The 18,583-nt window shown below is 68.3% G+C and carries 12 protein-coding genes and 1 tRNA gene; 1 reads left to right on the top strand and 12 read right to left on the bottom strand.

Features of this window, described 5'->3' with window-relative positions; genetic code table 11:
* A complete protein-coding gene (locus C1930_RS07925) occupies positions 1-2,109 on the top strand; it encodes a phospholipase C, phosphocholine-specific (RefSeq protein ID WP_108757691.1) in 2,109 nt (702 codons plus the stop codon).
* A gap of 44 nt (positions 2,110-2,153) precedes the next feature.
* Here the strand turns inward: C1930_RS07925 and C1930_RS07920 are convergent, their stop codons facing one another.
* From C1930_RS07920 to hflX, 12 genes are all read right to left on the bottom strand, one after another.
* A complete protein-coding gene (locus C1930_RS07920; protein WP_108752755.1) occupies positions 2,154-2,636 on the bottom strand; it encodes a LuxR family transcriptional regulator in 483 nt (160 codons plus the stop codon).
* 101 nt (positions 2,637-2,737) lie between these two features.
* Positions 2,738-7,405 carry an ATP-dependent helicase gene (locus C1930_RS07915; RefSeq protein WP_234412747.1) on the bottom strand — a complete coding sequence of 1,556 codons (4,668 nt, stop codon included), beginning with the start codon at positions 7,403-7,405 and terminating at the stop codon, positions 2,738-2,740.
* 187 nt (positions 7,406-7,592) lie between these two features.
* Positions 7,593-7,685: transfer RNA gene (locus C1930_RS07910), tRNA-Ser, on the bottom strand.
* A 78-nt stretch (positions 7,686-7,763) separates the two neighbouring features.
* Positions 7,764-7,967, bottom strand: coding sequence for a carbon storage regulator CsrA (gene csrA, locus C1930_RS07905; RefSeq protein WP_108749250.1), 204 nt, complete (start codon positions 7,965-7,967; stop codon positions 7,764-7,766).
* 150 nt (positions 7,968-8,117) lie between these two features.
* Entirely contained in the window at positions 8,118-10,766 is a 2,649-nt protein-coding gene (alaS, locus tag C1930_RS07900) for an alanine--tRNA ligase (protein ID WP_108771443.1), read from the bottom strand.
* Positions 10,767-10,875: 109 nt separating this feature from the next.
* Positions 10,876-11,367, bottom strand: a complete 492-nt coding sequence (recX, locus tag C1930_RS07895) for a recombination regulator RecX (protein ID WP_108755903.1) — start codon at positions 11,365-11,367, stop codon at positions 10,876-10,878.
* Between the two features lie 111 nt (positions 11,368-11,478).
* Positions 11,479-12,516 carry a recombinase RecA gene (recA, locus tag C1930_RS07890; RefSeq protein WP_108749247.1) on the bottom strand — a complete coding sequence of 346 codons (1,038 nt, stop codon included), beginning with the start codon at positions 12,514-12,516 and terminating at the stop codon, positions 11,479-11,481.
* A gap of 204 nt (positions 12,517-12,720) precedes the next feature.
* A complete protein-coding gene (gene lexA, locus C1930_RS07885) occupies positions 12,721-13,356 on the bottom strand; it encodes a transcriptional repressor LexA (protein WP_108771442.1) in 636 nt (211 codons plus the stop codon).
* Positions 13,357-13,496: 140 nt separating this feature from the next.
* Complete coding sequence (ubiB, locus tag C1930_RS07880) at positions 13,497-15,179, bottom strand: 2-polyprenylphenol 6-hydroxylase (RefSeq protein WP_108755901.1); 1,683 nt, start codon at positions 15,177-15,179, stop codon at positions 13,497-13,499.
* 35 nt (positions 15,180-15,214) lie between these two features.
* Complete coding sequence (locus C1930_RS07875; protein ID WP_108757690.1) at positions 15,215-15,709, bottom strand: nicotinamide-nucleotide amidohydrolase family protein; 495 nt, start codon at positions 15,707-15,709, stop codon at positions 15,215-15,217.
* Between the two features lie 62 nt (positions 15,710-15,771).
* Positions 15,772-17,079: an MFS family transporter gene (locus C1930_RS07870; RefSeq protein WP_108755900.1), complete on the bottom strand. Its 1,308-nt coding sequence runs from the start codon at positions 17,077-17,079 to the stop codon at positions 15,772-15,774.
* A gap of 186 nt (positions 17,080-17,265) precedes the next feature.
* Entirely contained in the window at positions 17,266-18,576 is a 1,311-nt protein-coding gene (gene hflX / locus C1930_RS07865) for a ribosome rescue GTPase HflX (protein WP_108752750.1), read from the bottom strand.
* Positions 18,577-18,583 lie beyond the last annotated feature (7 nt).

Genomic DNA, 18,583 nt, shown 5'->3' with positions numbered 1-18,583 from the left:
GTGACTGATATCGGCCGACGCCGGTTGTTGCAGGCCGGCGTGGCTGCCGGCCTTTCCCCGCTGCTGCCCAGCATTGCCCGCGCCGCGGCGATCGCCCCGGCCGCGCATACGCGCAGCCTGCAGGACCTGCAGCACATCGTGGTGTTCATGCAGGAAAACCGGTCGTTCGACCACTACTTCGGCACCCTGCCGGGCGTGCGCGGTTTCGGTGATCGGTTCGTAGCGCCGGCACCGCCACTGGCCGGGGCCGAGGGGCCGCGCACGCTGTGGCTGCAGCCCGATGCCGACGGCAACCGGGCGATCGCGCCCTTCGCGCTGGATACGGCCCGGCACTTCGGCTACATGCGCGTGGAAGGCACCCCGCATACCTGGCCCGATGCGCAGCGCGCCTGGGACCACGGGCGCATGGCGCACTGGCCCCAGGCCAAGCAGAACCACTCGATGGGCTACTTCCAGCGGGCCGACCTGCCGTTCCAGTTCGCCCTGGCCGAAGCGTTCACCGTCTGCGATGCCTACCACTGCGCCATGCAGGCGGGTACCAACCCGAACCGCGTGTTCCTGTGGACCGGCCACAACGATGCCTTTGCCCGGGCCGGTGGCCCGGTCATCGCCAATTCCCACGACAACTTCCCCGAGTACGGCGGCCACGCGCAGTCGTATCACTGGGCCAGCTACGTGGAACGCCTGCAGCAGGCCGGCGTGTCCTGGCAGATCTACCAGGACATGGACGACAACTTCACCGACAACCCGCTGGCCGGCTTCGAAGCGTTCCGCCAGGCCTACCGCGGCGCCGAAGGACATGACCCGCAGCTGCGCCGCCGTGCGGTCAGCAGCCGCGGGCTGGCGCAGCTGCGCCAGGATGTGATCGACGGGACGTTGCCGCAGGTCAGCTTCATCATTGCCGACGCCGCCGGCAGCGAGCATCCCGGACCGTCCAGCCCCGCCCAGGGCGCGGCCTACACCGCGCGCGTGCTCGATGCGCTGACCGCCGATCCTGAGGTGTGGAGCCGTACCGCGCTGCTGCTGATGTTCGACGAGAACGACGGCTTCTTCGACCACATGCCGCCGCCGGCACCGCCATCCGCGCAGGGCGATGGCTGGGCCGGCGCCTCTGCGGTCAGCACCGAAGGCGAATACCACCTGCACCCGGCACCGGGCGATGAGAAGTACGACGACGCCGACCTGCGCGGCCGCCCCTATGGCATGGGACCGCGCGTGCCCCTGTACGTGATTTCGCCGTGGAGCCGCGGCGGCTGGGTCGACTCGCAGGTGTACGACCACACCTCGGTGCTGCGCCTGATCGAGCGCCGCTTCGGCGTGGCCTGCCCGGACATCTCACCGTGGCGGCGTGCGGTCAGTGGCGATCTGGTCAACGCATTCGACTTCGCCCAGCGCGATACCCGGCCGTTCGTGCATGCCCTGCCCGATGTCAGCGCGGTGGCCGCCCGCGCCGCCACCCTGCCCGGACGTACCGTGCCGGCATTGCCGGACGATCTGCAGCCGGCGCGGCAGGAACGCGGCGTGCGTCCGGCACGCGCGCTGCCCTATCGACCGCAGGTGCAGGTGCAATCGCGCGATGCCGACAGCGTCACGCTGGCACTGTCGTGCGAAGGCGCCGCTGCGGTGCTGCACGTGTACGACCGCCTGCGGCTGGAACAGATTCCGCGGCGCTACACGCTGCTGCCAGGGCGCCCGCTGCAGGACCACTGGCCGCTGGATGCACAGGGGCGCTACGACCTGTGGGTGCTGGGCCCGAACGGTTTCCATCGCCACTTCCAGGGAAATGCGAGTGCGCCTGCGCTGCAGGCGTGGGTGCAGCACAGCGACGCCAAGCTGCGGCTGTCGTTGCGCAATCCGGGTACCACTGCGCAGACGGTCCGAGTGAGCGCCGGTGCCTACGCCGGACACATGCCGGAACAGACGCTGTCGCTGGCCGCCGGTGCCGAACAGGTGCTGGACTGGAATGCCGCACCCACTGCAGGCTGGTATGACCTGCACCTGCAGGCCGGTGAACAGCAGCTGCGCCTGGCCGGTCGCGCCGAAGATGGTCGCCCCGGCAGCAGTGACCCGGCGATGGGCAGCCAGCCGCTGCGCTTCGAGCACGGCTGAATCCTTGCGCGGGCATGCGGCGCCTGCCCTGCGCGAGCGTTCGCTCAGGGCAGGCGCCGGAACAGGTTGGTCTGCAGGATCGGCGTGCCCTCGTGGGTGTAGAACGCCTTGGTCTCGGTCATCGTCGAAGGGTCGGCCGCGATCGTGTAGATGCGCGTGGACGCGGGGGCGCCATGGTCGACCAGCTGCATCACCAAGGTGGAGGGCGATGGCAGCTTGAGGTTGGCCTGGTCGGCGCCGTAGGTGCCCGACAGCGGGCCCGGAGTGCCATCCAGCGACAGCGTGCCATCGGACTTCATGGTCTTGCCATCGTGCAGCACGATGTCCACGTGCGAGCTCCAGCGGCCGCCACCGGCATCCTTGAATTCCAGCACCACCTGCTTCGGACGCTGCGCTTCCGGCAGGGCCGACGTGGAGATGTCCAGCGACCAGCGGCCCAGCAGTGGCGACGGGGAGGCATCGGCAGCGGAAGCAGCACCGGCCTGCAGTGACAGCGCGGACAGCAGCACAGCGGACAACAGCTTCATGCAAGGCTCCGTTCGAGTGAAGAGGGATCTGCGGCAACGCGTGCGCACACTGGAACACAGTTTCACCCAGCCGCCTGTTCACGCTCGCGCTGGGCGGGGCGTCAGCCGTTCCAGCCCAGCCCGCGCGGCTCACTGCTGAACCCCGCCGCGCGCAGGGCGTCCACGGCAAGGCCGCGGTGGACCGGCTCGGCATTGATCCGCTGCAGCGTGAAGGACAGCCGCCGGCCGCGCCGCAGGCCGACGGCCAGCGCCTGTGCCGCCGCCGTCCAGCGCGCTGCAGCGTCGGTGTCGGTGTCATCGATCCAACTGGACAGCTGGCGGCCCCCTTGCGGCAGGTACAGCTGCAGCCGACCTTCACCGATCACCACCATCGCCCCGGCGCGTCGCACCGGCCTCGACCCGGCCAGGGCCTGGGGCCAAGGCAACAGGCTGCCGAACGGGTTGGCCGGATCCAGCGCGGACAGCGCAACCCATCCGCCAGCGCCGCCCGCACGCTCGGCACAGGCACGCAGGTGGTCGATGTCTGCGCGCTGGGCGAACTGGGCACCGCCCATCCCCTGCACGAAGCGCCCGCGCAGCAGCTGCCCTGCGTCCTCCATGCTGCGCAGCACCGGCCGCAGTGCCGGGAAGCCGCCGGCCACGGCCTCGCTCATCGCCGCGCTGCGGGTGAGCACCGTGTAGCGGTCCAGCAGCGCCTCGGTCTGCGCCAGCGCACGCACCGTGTCATTGGCCCGCTCCTGTGGCAGCAGCGACCAGCGCCCGGCCAGCGTCGGCCCCGCGCTGCTGGCCAGCGCCAGTCCTGCGGTGCCCGTCGCCAGGGGCGCGAAGGCAAAGCCATGGCGGCGGCGGGACACGGGCATCGGCCGCGCCCGCGCCGGGCGCACGCCGTCGAGCGCGCGCAGCGGTGCCCACAGGTCACTGCTGATCTGCCCGCGCCATGCCAGCTGCCACAGCGCCGTCTGGAAATCCTCGCCTGCACTGCCTGCATCGGCGGGATGCGGCTGTACCTGCATCGCCAGTTGCCGGGCGAAGAACGCACCGCCTGCGGCCAGCACCTGCAGGATGGCCTGCTGCATCGGCGATGGGATGGCATCGCTGTCCATGAGCGGCAGGGTTTCGGCCGCATGGTCCCGCAGGTGCAGCGACACCCATCCATCATCATCGCCCAGCCGGCCGTGGCCGGCCCAGAGCACCGTACCGGTGGCCAGCAGTTCATCCAGCAGCGCAGGCGTGTAACCGGGCACCCGCGCAGGCAGCACCTGCTGCTCCCACAGCGATGCCGGCAGTGGCAGGCCCGCCAGTTGTCCAATCACCTGCAGCACGGCCTCGCTGTCGCTGCCCGGTGTGGCCTTCGGCAGCACGCCCTGCCCTTCCAGCAATACGCCCACGTAGGCTTCCACCGGTACCGGCCGCGTTGCCTCGCGGGCGGCCTGCAGCGAGCGCAGCCGCAACCGCTGCAGCACATCGGCGGCCACCCATTGATGGGCCGCGCGCGGCGAAGGCGGTGCGGCATTGTCGGCCGGCTGGCGAAGATCAAGGCCGAAGCGACCACGGATGATCCGGCCCTGCTCCTGCAACACCTGCAGCGCGTCATCCACCACCGCCACGCCCAATCCGAAACGGGCCGCCACGCTGCCGCTGCTGAAGGGCCCAGCGTGGCGCGCGTGTCGGCCGAGCAGGTCACCCAGTGGATCCACCACCGATGCCAGAAATACCCCGGCAATGTCCGCCGGCGGGTCGATCCCGAGGGCATCGCGCAACCGCGCAGCGTCCTCCACCGCTGCCCACTGTTCAACACCGGCAATGGTCACGCGGATGGCACGCCCAGCAGCCTGCAACGCCTGCAGCCAGGCCGCCACCTGCGTGGGTTCGGTGATGCGCTGGGCGATGTCGCTGGCCGGCAATGGGCCAAGCTCGCGCAGCAGGTCGGCCACGCCTTCGCTGCCACGCGCATGGCGGGGCGGGTCCAAGCGCTGCAGTTCACGGGCGACGGTGGCCACCACCTCATCGTCCAGCAGCTCACCGAGGTCGACCTGGCCCAGCAGCTCGGCGAGCAGGCCACTGTCCAGCGACAGCACCGATGCGCGTCGTTCAGCCAGGGGCACGTCGGCTTCGTACATGAACTCGGCGACATAGCCGAACAACAGGTCCGCCGCGAAGGGCGACGGCACGGCGGTCTCCACCTCGACCACCTGCACCTGGCCGGCCTGCACGCGCAGCATCAGCGCATCCAGCGCGTCCAGGTCGTAGACATCCTGCAGGCATTCGCGCGCGGTCTCGACCAGGATGGGGAAGCCCTCGTGGCCACGCGCGATCTCCAGCAACTGCCCCGCACGCAGGCGCTGCTGCCACAACGGCGAGCGCTTGCCCGGCGTGCGGCGCGGCAGCAGCAGGGCGCGCGAGGCGCACTCACGGAAACGGGCGGCGAACAACGCCGAGCCGGTGACCGACAGCGTGATGGTGTGGCGCAGGCTGGCCGCGTCGAACAGAAAGACGTCCGCGCCCGGCGCCGCCCCGCTGCGGTCAGGCAGGCGCACGATGATGCCATCGTCACTGGCCACCACGGCCGGGTCGATGCCCGCCTGCTCGCGCAGCCGCGCGGCCACTGCCAGCGCCCAGGGGTCGTGCACGCGACGCCCGTAGGGCGAATGCAGCATGACGCGCCAATCGCCCAGTTCATCGCGGCAGCGCTCGACCACCAGGCGCAGGTCGGTCGGCAGCACGCCGGTCGCCTGCTGCTGCTCGGCCACAAGCGCCAGCATGTTGCCGATCGCACTGTCATCCAGGCCACGCCCGCGCAGCCGGGCCCGCAGCGCCGGTGACGGCTCGCCAGCGGCACGCGGATCAGCTTCCAGTTCGGCCAGGAACGCGCCGGTGGCCTGCCCCAGCTCGGCCGGGCGCCCCATGCCCTCGCCCCGCCAGAATGGCAGCCGCGCCGAGCGCCCGGGCGCGGGCGTCACCACGACCTGGTCGAGGGTGATCTGGTCGATGCGCCAGGACGTGGCGCCAAGGGTGATGACATCGTTCACCCGCGACTCGTGCACCATCTCCTCGTCCAGCTCACCCACCCGACGCGAGCCGGCCTGCTCCTCGCCCTCGGGCAGCACCACCGCGTACATGCCGCGGTCCGGGATGGTGCCGCCACTGGTGACCGCCAACTGCCGGGCACCGGGGCGCGCGGTCAACGTGCCTGTCTTCCGGTCCCACACCAGGCGGGGGCGGAAGCCCGCGAATTCGTCGGAAGGATAGCGCCCGGCCAACATGTCCAGCACCGCGTCGAAGGCACTGCGGGGCAGCGTGCGGTAAGGCGCGGCGCGGCAGACCCGTGCAAACCAGGCCTCTGCATCGAGTGGCTCCATCGCCACCGCGGCAACGGTCTGCTGGGCCAGCACATCAAGCGGGTTGCGCGGTGGATCGATGGCTTCGATGCGGCCCTCCAGCATGCTGTCCACCACCACGGCGGCATCGACCAGGTCACGTCGCGTGCGCGGGTAGAGCAGGCCGCGCGACATACCGCCCACCTGGTGCCCCGCACGCCCCACCCGCTGCAGTGCACTGGACACCGACGGCGGCGCCGCAACCTGGATGACCAGATCCACCAGGCCCATGTCGATGCCCAGCTCGAGGCTGGACGTCGCTACGACGCAGCGCAGTTCACCCGTCTTCAACGCCTGCTCGATGGCGGCGCGCTGCTCCTTGGACACCGAGCCATGGTGCGAGCGCGCGATCACCGCGTCGGGTGCCGTGACGCGGTTCACCGTGCTGCCGGTAAATGATCCGTAGGCGGTTGCGGCCGCCACTTCGGTGTCGCCCGCGATTCCCACACTCGTGCGCTCGGCATGCAGCTCGTTGAGCCGCGCGGTGAGCCGTTCGGCCACGCCGCGCGAATTGGCAAAGACGATCGTTGAGCGATGCTGCATCACGTTGTCGAGGATGCTGGCCTCCACGTGCGGCCAGATCGACCCCACGCGTGTGCCGGCCCCGCGCCCTTGCGCCGGGCCGTGCATGGCCAGGTCGGTCATGTCCTCCACCGGCACCACGATCTTCAGCTGCAACTGCCGCTGCGAAGGCGGTTGCACCACCTGCACCGGGCGATCGCCGCCAAGGAAGGCGGCCACGCCCTGCACCGGGCGCACCGTAGCAGACAGGCCGATGCGCTGTGCGGGCACCTGCAGCAAGGCATCCAGCCGTTCCAGGCTGAGGGCAAGGTGCGAGCCTCGCTTGCCGCCGGCCACGGCATGGATCTCATCGAGGATGACCGTATGCACATCGCGCAGAATCTCCCGCGCCTGTGAGGTCAGCATCAGGTACAGCGACTCGGGCGTGGTGATCAGGATGTCCGGCGGACGCCGCAGCAGCCGCGCGCGGTCGCTGCTGCTGGTATCGCCGGTGCGCATGGCCACGGTAAGCGCAACGGCCGGGTCGCCGCGTTCACTGCGGCGCGCACTGATGCCCTGCAGCGGCACCTGCAGGTTGCGCTGCACATCGCTGCCCAGCGCCTTGATCGGCGACAGGTACAGCACGCGCGTGCGCGCCACGGGCATGGCCGCAGGATCGCGGCGAGCATCGCCATCGCGTTCGGCGAACACCTGGTCGATCGCATACAGGAAAGCCGCCAGCGTCTTTCCCGACCCGGTGGGCGCGACCACCAGCGTGTGCTGGCCTGCGGCGATCGATGCCCATGCCTGGTCCTGCACCGGCGTCGATGCCGCGAAGGTGGAACGGAACCAGTCACGCGTGGCGGGATGGAAGTTCTGCAGGGAATCCAAGGCAGGGACGGTCGCCGTGTTCGACGGTTCGATGATACGGCGAAGCTGCACAACGCCGTGAAGATCGGTGTGGCCCCTGGCGGGCCGCAAAGGTCGAGACATGCATGCGACAGACAGCTGCACGCAGAGAAACGCGCACAACGAAAAACGCCCGCAGATCGGAAATCTGCGGGCGCTTTCTTGTATCTGGCGGAGCGAGAGGGATTCGAACCCTCGATAGAGCTTTTGACCCTATACTCCCTTAGCAGGGGAGCCCCTTCAGCCACTCGGGCATCGCTCCGGGGTTTTTACCGCGTCTGGTGCGTTGCACCTCAGCGGGGCGTGAATCATAACGTTAATCACGCGCGAAGGTAAAGCTTTATTCCGCAGAATTTTCGTTGCCGGTGCTGCCGGCTTCGTCACCGCGCTGGATGCGCTGGTAGATCTCTTCGCGATGCACGGCAACGTCCTTCGGCGCGGTGATGCCGATGCGCACCTGGTTGCCCTTGACGCCCAGCACAGTGACGCTGACCGAGTCACCGATCATCAGGGTTTCGCCAACGCGGCGAGTGAGGATCAACATTTTTGAAAGTCTCCATGGAACCGTGTGGAAGGGTATCCCCCACCGGCTTGACGCTCCGTCAAGAAGCGTCCCCACGACAAAGGGAAAAGATTCCGCAATGGTACCGTCAGCCGTCCCGCTCCTACAAGGAGGGGGACGGCCGGGCATTCATCACAGGCGGGGGCTGACCCATTCGACGACCGCAGACAGCGCGGTAGCAAGGGCGGGCCCGTCCTCGCCACCACCCTGGGCGAGGTCCGGGCGTCCGCCGCCCTTGCCCCCGATCTGACCGGCGATATGGGACAACAGTTCCCCGGCCTTGACCTTGCCCATTGCACTGCCGTTCACACCGGCAACCAGGGCGGCCTTGCCGTCCTGGGCGCCGGCCAGCACGATCACCGCGTCGCCCAGCTGCTGCTTCAGGCGGTCGATGGCATCACGCAGGGCCTTGGCATCGAAGCCTTCCAGGCGGGCGGCCAGGACCTTCACCCCGGCCACTTCCACGGCCTGGCTGGACAGGTCGGCGGTGGCGCCGGCGGCAACCTTGGCCTTCACTGCCTCCAGTTCGCGTTCCAGCTGCTTCTGGCGCTGGCCCAGCGCGCGGATCTTCTCGACCACGTCGGCAGCGCTGCCGCCCAGCAGTTCGGCCGCCTCGGCCAGGCGGGCCTCTTCGGCATCCACGTAGTCCAGCGCGCCCTGCCCGGTCACGGCCTCGATGCGGCGCACGCCGGCCGAGACACCGCCTTCCGAGGTGATCTTGAACAGACCGATATCGCCGGTGCGGCCGACGTGGGTACCGCCACACAGTTCGGTGGAGTAGTCACCCATCTTCAGCACGCGCACGTTCTCGCCGTACTTCTCGCCGAACAGGGCCATGGCGCCGAAATCCAGCGCTTCCTGCATGCCCATGTTGTGCACTTCGGCGGCGTTGTTGGCGCGCACCTGCTGGTTGACCTTGCGCTCGATGATCGCCAGTTCCTCGGCCGAAATCGGCTGGAAATGCGAGAAATCGAAGCGCAGGCGGTCCGGTGCCACCAGCGAGCCCTTCTGCTGCACGTGGGTGCCCAGCACTTCGCGCAGGGCGGCATGCAGCAGGTGGGTGGCCGAGTGGTTGAGGATGGTGGCGCCACGGCGCTCGCCATCGACCTGGCCAGCCAGCACGTCGCCCACCTTCAGGCCGCCCTCGGCCAGGGTGCCGACGTGGCCATGGAACTGGCCGGCGAACTTCTGCGTGTCGGTCACGTCCAGGCGCACGCCGGCGCCGCTCAGCACGCCGGTGTCGCCTACCTGGCCGCCGGATTCAGCATAGAACGGGGTCTTGTCGGTGATCACGATGACCGCATCGCCGGCTTCGGCCGCAGCCACCGGGCGGCCGTCCTTGAGCACGGCCAGCACGGTCAGGCCGTCGGCCTGCAGGCGGTCGTAGCCCAGGAACACGGTCGGGGTGAGCGTGGCCACCAGCTCGGCCGGCAGGGTCACGCCGACGCCGAACTTGCCGGCCGCGCGCGCCGTCTCGCGCTGCTGTTCCATGGCCGCATCGAAACCGGCGATGTCCACGGTCAGTTCGCGCTCGCGGGCGATGTCCTGGGTCAGGTCCAGCGGGAAGCCATAGGTGTCGTACAGGCGGAACGCGTCCACGCCGGGAATGACGCCGTTGCCGGCCTTGGCGGCCACGTCCTCGAAGATCTTCATGCCGGCGTCGAGGGTTTCGGCGAAACGCTCCTCTTCGGCCTGCAGGGCGCGAGTGACAGTGTCCAGCGCCGCCGGCAGTTCCGGGTAGGCCTCGCCCATCTGCTCGACCAGGGTCGGCACCAGCTTGCTGAAGAACGGCTGGCGCACACCCAGCATCCAGCCGTGGCGCAGGGCGCGGCGGATGATGCGGCGCAGGACATAGCCACGGCCTTCATTGGACGGCAGCACGCCATCGACGATCAGGAACGAACAGGCGCGGATGTGATCGGCGATCACCCGCAGCGACTTGTTTTCCAGATCGGCCGTGCCGGTCAGCTCGCTGGCCTTGCGGATCAGCGCCTGGAACAGGTCGATCTCGTAATTGGTGTGCACGTGCTGCAGGATCGCCGCCAGGCGCTCCAGGCCCATGCCGGTGTCCACGCACGGCGCCGGCAGCGGCACCAGGGTGCCGTCGGGCTGGCGGTCGAACTGCATGAAGACCAGGTTCCAGATCTCGATGAAGCGGTCGCCGTCTTCATCCGGCGAACCCGGGGGGCCACCGGCGATATGGTCGCCATGGTCGTAGAAGATCTCGGTGCACGGGCCGCAGGGGCCGGTGTCGGCCATCTGCCAGAAGTTGTCCGAGGCGAACGGGGCACCCTTGTTGTCGCCGATGCGCACGATGCGCTCTTCCGGAATGCCGACCATGTCGCGCCACAGCGCGTAGGCTTCGTCGTCGGTCTGGTAGACGGTGACCAGCAGGCGCTCGGCCGGCAGCTTCCAGACCTGGGTCAGCAGCTCCCAGGCCCAGGCAATGGCGTCCTTCTTGAAGTAGTCACCGAAGGACCAGTTCCCCAGCATTTCGAAGAAGGTGTGGTGGCGCGCGGTGTAGCCCACCTGGTCCAGGTCGTTGTGCTTGCCGCCGGCACGCAGGCAGCGCTGCACGTCGGCCGCGCGCACGTAGCTGCGCTTTTCCGCGCCAAGGAACACGTCCTTGAACTGCACCATGCCGGAATTGGTGAACAGCAGGGTCGGATCGTTGCCCGGCACCAGCGGCGCGGACGGCACGATGGTGTGGCCTTTGCCCTTGAAGAATTCAAGGAAATCGCTGCGGATCTGGGAGGTCGTGAATTTGGCGGATGCGTTCATTGGGGGCTGGCAGTCTGCGGGCCGGCGACCCTGCACCGCCGGCCGCACTGGCCGGGGTCGCGACGGACCGCCGAAAACCTAAAGGGTAGCAGGCCCGGCGCCGCCAGTCTCAGTCATCCGGGTCGAAGCGGGTGGCGCGGCGGATGGTGTCGCCGTCGAAGCCCCGCCGGGCCAGCAGATCGGCGGCCTTGCGGCGATGGGCCAGGTCCTGCGGGCCGTCCTCGCCGAAGCGGCGGCGGACCAGATCGCGGGCGTTTTCCTGCCAATCGCCTTCGTAGCTGTCCATGGCGGCGCTGATGGCCGCACTGTCCAGGCCATGGGTTCCCAGTTCGGCACGCACGTGGATCGGGCCATAACCGGTGTTGGCGCGCATGCGCACCAGATTCTCGGCAAAACGGGTGTCGTCCTGCCAGCCAGCCTCGGTCAGCTTGGCCACGGCGGCCTGCGCTGCCTCGTCTTCAATCCCGCGGGCGGTCAGCTTGCGGGTCAATTCCTTGCGCGAATGCTCACGCCGCACCAGCAGGCCCAGGGCACGCTGCACCGGCGTCTGCTCGCGGGGCCGGCGCTTGCGGCCGGTGGGGACGTCGTCAGCGTCGGACATCGGTTACTCCAAGGGTGGCGCCGTCCCTGGCACCCAGCCCATCCGTGGGCGATTCGAACCTGCGGGACAGGGCAACGTCACTGACGGCGCCGCCCTGCCCCACAGCAAGACTTACTCGTCGTCGCCGTCGTCGTCGCCTTCTTCGCGCGCCGCTTCGGCCGGCTGGAACTTCTCGCGCAGTTCCGCTTCCAGCTTGGCAGCCACGGACGGGTTGTCGCGCAGGTAGCCGCGGGCGTTGTCCTTGCCCTGGCCGATACGCTCTTCGCCGTAGCTGTACCAGGCGCCGGCCTTCTCGACCAGCTTGGCGTCCACGCCCATGTCGATCAGTTCGCCCTCGCGGCTGATGCCCTCGCCGTACAGGATTTCAGTGATGACCTGCTTGAACGGCGGTGCCAGCTTGTTCTTGACGACCTTGATCTTGGTCTGGTTGCCGATGATCTCGTCGCCCTTCTTGATCGCGCCGATGCGGCGGATATCCAGGCGGACCGAGGCGTAGAACTTCAGCGCATTGCCACCGGTGGTGGTTTCCGGGCTCTGGCCCGGCATCATCACGCCGATCTTCATGCGCAGCTGGTTGATGAAGATCACCAGCGTGTTGGAACGCTTGATGTTGCCGGTCAGCTTGCGCAGCGCCTGGCTCATCAGGCGGGCCTGCAGGCCCGGCAGCTGATCGCCCATTTCGCCTTCGATTTCGGCCTTCGGGGTCAGCGCGGCAACCGAGTCGATCACCAGGATGTCCACCGAACCCGAACGCACCAGCATGTCGGCGATTTCCAACGCCTGCTCACCGGTATCGGGCTGGGACAGCAGCAGGTCGTCCACGTTCACGCCCAGCTTGCCGGCGTAGATCGGGTCCAGCGCGTGCTCGGCGTCGATGAAGGCGGCGGTGCCGCCCATCTTCTGGCATTCGGCAATGGCCTGCAGGGTCAGGGTGGTCTTGCCCGACGATTCCGGACCATAGATTTCAACGACACGGCCCTTCGGCAGACCGCCGATGCCCAGAGCGATGTCGAGCATCAGCGAACCGGTCGGGATGGCTTCGACGGGCTCGACCACGCGGTCGCCCATGCGCATCACCGAGCCCTTGCCGAACTGCTTCTCGATCTGGCCCAGAGCAGCAGCCAAGGCGCGCTTCTTGTTCTCGTCCATCGTATTGGTCCTTGCAGAGGTCATGTCGTTGGGGGTGCTGTCTTTGGGGGTCTTCTTTGCCATGGGTTCACTTTAAGTCGGACGTATCGCACAGGCTGAGATTCTGCCCGGCGCTCTGAAAAGAATTATCGGACATCCGTACCAACCTCAGTGGAACCAGAGAATCGCCACAAAAGACCGCGGGGAATTGCGCTGTGGAACGGGTCAACGGTTGGGCCGCAGCAGGCCGCAGTACAGGCCCTCGATGGCGAAGTCCTGGTCGGGCAGCACCTCGATCGGCTTGTAGTCGGGGTTGCGCGGCAGCAGACGGATGCGGTCCTTGGCGATCTTCAGCAGCTTGACGGTGATCTCGTCATCGATGCGGGCCACCACGATCTGCCCGGAATGGGCATCGCGGGTGCGGTGCACACCGATCAGGTCGCCGTCGAAGATGCCTTCGTCGATCATCGAATCGCCCTGCACCTTCAGCAGGTAGTCCGGCGCGGGCGAGAAGAACACCCGGTCCAGCACCACGAAGTCGTCCGAGCCGATGTCGGCGCCGATCGGCAGACCGGCTGCGACCCGACCCAGCACCGGCAGCCGCAGGACGCTGTCGGTCAGCCCCGGCTCGGCCAGCTTCTGCAGCGGCGGCGCCTGTACCAGGCGGATGCCGCGGGCCTGGCCCGGGATGCGGCGGATCGCCCCGGCCTGCTCCAGCGCTTCCAGGTGGTACTGGGCCGCGCGGACGCCCTTGAAGCCGAAGGCGCGTGCGATTTCAGTCTGCGACGGCGGTGCGCCCTCGCTCTCGATACGCTCGGCGATCAACTGCAGGATCGCCTGCTGGGTGTCGGTCAGGTCCATGGTTAGTAGTATTACTACTAATATCGGCCACCGCAAGTGCCGGGTGCGACACTGCGGCGGGGCATGGACCAGCAGGCCACGGCAAGGGCAGCCGACTGACAGTCGGCTCTACCGGATCGGCTCTCCCGGAATAGCGCAGGTTACGTGTGCTTGCCGCTGCGCCAGATCGAGAACAGGATCCATACCCCGCAGAACCCGGCGCCGACAAAGCCGCACACCCCCAGCGCCAGCAGCCAGCGACTGGAGATGCCGCCCACGCTGTGCATGACGATGGACGAGCCGATGATCAGCGCGGCGGTGACGATGCCCATTACCAGCCGGTTGGCGGCGCGGTTCACCTGGTCGCCGAAACCCTGCAGGGCGCTGGTCTCCACCTTCAACTGCAGCCGGCCGCGGCGTGCTGCCTGTACCAGCTTGCGCAGGTCACGCGGCAGTTCTCCGGCCAGGTCGATCATGCCCTGCAGGGAGCGCCGGCCACGCTTGATCAGCGCCCGCGGCGCGTAGCGCTGCAGCACCACGCGCTCCAGGAACGGGCGCGCGGCGCTGGCCATGTCGAAATCCGGATCGAGCTGCCGGCCCATGCCCTCCAGGGTCAGGAAGGCCTTGATCATCAGCGCCAGGTCGGCCGGCAGGGTCAGGCTGTAGCTGCGCAGCAGCTGGGTGATGTCACCGAGCATCAGGCCGATGCGCAGGTCCTTCAGCGGCACCCCGCGGTACTGGTCGACGAACTGGCTGATGTCGTGCTGCAGCCGGTTTTCATCCACCTCCACGCCACCGGCCCAGTCCAGCAGCACGTCGGCCACGCCCTGCGGGTCTTGTTCCACCAGGCCGTGCAGCAGCTGCGCGACCTGGAAGCGGCGCACCTCGGACAAGGCGCCGACCATGCCGAAGTCGATCACCCCGATACGGCCATCGCGCAGGTAGATGATGTTGCCCGGGTGCGGATCGGCATGGAAGCTGCCGTCCTCGAGCACCATCTTCAGGACGATATCGGCACCGCGCCGCGCCAAGGTGCGACGGTCCAGGCCGGCGGCATCCACGGCCGCCAGGTCACGGCCGGGAATGCCGTCCACGAAGTCCTGCACGTTCAGGCTTTCGCAGGTCCACTGCCAGTGCACCGCGGGAACCAGGATGTCGTCGCGCCCCTGGAAATTGCGGGCAATGCGCTCGGCGTTGCGGCACTCGGCGGCGAAGTCGAGTTCGCGGCGCAGCGATACGGTGAACTGCTGCACGACCTCGGCCGGCCGGTAGCGGCGCAGGTCTGGAAGGCGCGCTTCCACGATCTCGGCCAGGCGCGCCAGCAGCCGCAGGTCGGCTTCGACCACGTCACGGATGCCGGGCCGGCGCACTTTCAACACTACCTCGCTGCCGTCATGCAGGCGCGCCCGGTGTGCCTGGGCCAGCGAGGCGGCCGCCATCGGCGTTTCATCCAGAAAGGCGAATACCTGCGCCGGCGGCGCCCCCAGGTCGGCCTCCAGTTGTTCGCGGATGGCCGCGTACGGCAGCGCGGGCACGGCGTTCTGCAGTTCGGAAAGCTCGGCGATCCAGTCCGGCGGCAGCAGGTCCACGCGGGTGGCCAGCACCTGGCCCAGTTTCACGAAGGTCGGCCCCAGATCCTGCAGGGCGCTGCGCACGCGCACCGGCGCGGTCATGCGCAGCATCTGCTGGCCTTCCTCGTTCCAGTGCAGCAGGCGGCCGGCGCGCTCCAGCACGCTGGCCAGGCCAATGCGCCGCACCACATCACCGAATCCATAGCGGATCAGGACGGCCGCGATTTCCTGCAGCCGGCCCAGGTCACGGACTGTGCCCAGTGTTTCCCACATCGCTGACGCCTCCGGTCATGTACCGGGCCAGCATGTCACAGCTGGGCGTCGATACCGCGCAACGCGGCCGCAACGGTCTGCCGGCGGATGGCGTCGCGGTCGCCATCGAACTGGAACAGTTGCGCATGCGCATAGCCGCCGCGGCGCTTCCAGCCAATCCAGACACTGCCCACCGGCTTGTCCGCGCTTCCGCCGCCCGGGCCGGCAATGCCGGTGACCGCCACGGCGATGCCCGCCCCGGAATTGACCAGCGCGCCGGACACCATTTCCAGCACCGTTTCGCGGCTGACCGCACCGGACTGTTCCAGCGTCTGCGCGCGCACCCCCAGCAGCCGCTGCTTGGCCTCGTAGCTGTAGACCACCATGCCGCAGTCGAAGAACGCCGACGAACCGGCGATATCGGTCATGCACTTGGCGATCCAGCCGCCACTGCAGCTTTCGGCGGTGACCAGTTGCAGCGCGGCGTGCTGCAGGCGCTGCCCAAGCGCGGCGGCCTGGGCGTTCAGATCGGCATCGGTGGGGATGGACATCGGCAGGGTTCGCGGAAACGACGGCACGTTGTACCGCAGATCCGCGCCGCTGTCCCGCCGCATCAGTGGTCGTGGTGCAGGTAACGGGCCTGGGCCGGCAGGCGCAGGCTGACCAGGAAGGCCACCACCATCATCACCGTGACATACCAGAAGAACAGCTGCTCATGGCCCAGCTGCTTCAGCCCCAGCGCGGCGTACTCGGCACTGCCACCGAACACGGCGTTGCCGATGGCGTAGGCCAGGCCCACGCCCAGTGCGCGCACCTGCGGCGGGAACATTTCGGCTTTCACGATGCCCGAGATGGACGTGTAGAAACTGACGATGGCCAACGCCAGCACGATCAGGCCGAAGGCCGCCCACGGGCTGGTGACGTGCTGCAGGGTAATCAGGATCGGCACGGTGGTGAGCGCACCGAGCCCACCGAACAGCATCATGCTGGTGCGACGGCCGATGCGGTCGGAGAGCATGCCGAACAGCGGCTGCATGCACATGTACAGGAACAATGCCCCGGTCATCACGTAACTGGCGGTCTTGATCGGCAGGTGCACCGTGTTCACCAGGAACTTCTGCATGTAGGTGGTGAAGGTGTAGAAGATCAGCGAGCCGCCAGCGGTATAGCCAAGCACGGTGAAGAAAGCCGCCTTGTGGTCGCGGAACAGCGCGCCCAGCGTGCCGGCATCCTTGTCATCGCGGCTCGACTCGCTCTGGGTTTCGTGCAGGGTACGCCGCAGCAGCAGCGCCACCACCGCCGCGACGGCACCCAGCACGAACGGAATGCGCCAGCCCCAGGCGCGGATCTCGGCCTCGCTCAGCACCGATTCCATGATGACGATCACCAGCACGGCCAGCAGCTGGCCGCCGATCAGGGTGACGTACTGGAACGAAGAGAAGAATCCGCGCTGGCCGCGCAGCGCGACTTCGCTCATGTAGGTGGCCGTGGTCCCGTACTCGCCGCCCACCGACAGGCCCTGGATCAGCCGCGCCACCAGCAGCAGCACCGGCGCCAGCGCACCGATGGTCGCGTAGGTCGGCAGACAGGCCACCATCAGCGAACCACCGCACATCATGCTGACCGAGATCAGCAGTGACTTCTTGCGCCCCAGGCGGTCAGCAATGCGCCCGAACAGCCAGCCGCCGATCGGCCGCATCAGGAAGCCGGCGGCGAACACGCCGGCGGTGTTGAGCAGCTGCACCGTCGGGTTGGAGGCGGGGAAGAAGGCGCCCGCGAAGTAGATCGCACAGAACGCGTAGACGTAGAAGTCGAACCATTCCACCAGGTTGCCGGACGAGGCCGACATGATGGCGAAGACGCGATGGCGCTTCTCCGCAGCGGTGTACTGGGGCAGATCGACGGCCGGGGCCTGCGACATGGGGAACTCCGAAGGGGGCCGTGGGGGCCGACCTTCGGATCATCCTCCCGCCGTGTGCAAGACGGTGTGCAGCATCAGGCGGCTGGCGTGCGGTAATCGGCCGGTTGTGCGACGGGATCGGATACCGAAAGGCGAAGGGGTCGGATCCCGTTGCAACGCAACGGGCTCCGACCCCACCCGCCGGCATCACCACTCAGGCAGTTTCTCCGGCAGCAACGCACGGATCGGCGCGCCATCGGCGCTGGCCGCCAGTTTCTCGGCCTCGGCAATCGGAAGATCGACCTGCAGCAGCCAGCCGTCTTCATCGGCCTGCTCGCTGCGGATCACTTCCAGCTGATGCAGGCGTGCGCGCAGCCGCCCCGCACTGGGTGGCAGGCGCAGCTCGCCGGTCACGTGCTGCAGGCCCAGGCGGCGGCCCAGCACGGTCTGCAGCAGCTCCAGGCCCTGGCCATCACGCGCCGAGATCCAGACCCGCTCGCGACGGGCCTCGTCGGGCACGCCGTCCTGGCCGTCGTGGCGCACCTGCGCGCCGTCAATGCGGTCGATCTTGTTGAACACCAGCAACTGCGGCAGGTCGCCTGCACCCACCGCAGCCAGCACCTCGTCCACCTGGGCGATGCGCTCTTCGCGGTGCGGATCGGCGGCATCGACGATATGCAGCAGGAAATCCGCCTCGCGCGCTTCGGACAGGGTGGAGCGGAACGCCGCCACCAGATCATGTGGCAGGTCGCGCACGAAGCCCACCGTGTCGGCCAGCACCACGTTGCCACCGGGCACCGCAATGCGCCGCACGGTGGGATCCAGGGTCGCGAACAGCTGGTCGGCCGCGTACGCCTCGGCACCGGTCAGCGCGTTGAACAGCGTGGACTTGCCAGCGTTGGTGTAGCCCACCAGGGCCACGCGCGGCAGTTCGCTGCGCACGCGCGCACGGCGCATCTGGGTGCGCTGCACTTCCACCTTCTCCAGCCGCTTCTGCAGCTGTTCCACCCGCTTCTGCAGCAGGCGGCGGTCGGTTTCCAGCTGGGTTTCACCCGGGCCACGCAGGCCGATCGAACCGCCGCGCTGGCGCTCCAGGTGGGTCCAGCCGCGCACCAGCCGCGTGGCGATATGCCGCAGCTGGGCCAGCTCGACCTGCAGCTTGCCTTCGTGGCTGTGCGCACGCTGGGCGAAGATGTCCAGGATCAGACCGGTACGGTCGATCACCCGGCGTTCCAGGAAGCGTTCCAGGTTGCGTTCCTGGCCCGGGCTGAGTGCGTGGTTGACCAGGATCAGGTCGGCGCCGGTGGCCTCCACCGCCGCCTTGATCTCATCCAGCTTGCCGCTGCCGATCAGGGTGGACGGATTGGGGCGATCCAGGCGCGCGGTGATGGTGGCAGCGATGCTGGCCCCGGCCGAGCGGGCCAGATCGCCGAATTCTTCCAGCACATCCTCTTCCAGCTTGCCGAAGTGGGGCTGGATCAGCAGGGCGTGTTCGCCCCGTTTCGAGCGGTCAAACATTCACCGC

Origin of the sequence: Stenotrophomonas sp. SAU14A_NAIMI4_8 (assembly GCF_003086695.1) — a bacterium.
Lineage (GTDB): Bacteria > Pseudomonadota > Gammaproteobacteria > Xanthomonadales > Xanthomonadaceae > Stenotrophomonas.
The sequence above is the reverse complement of the archived record's forward strand: the minus strand, read 5'-3'. Positions and strand labels throughout refer to the sequence as shown.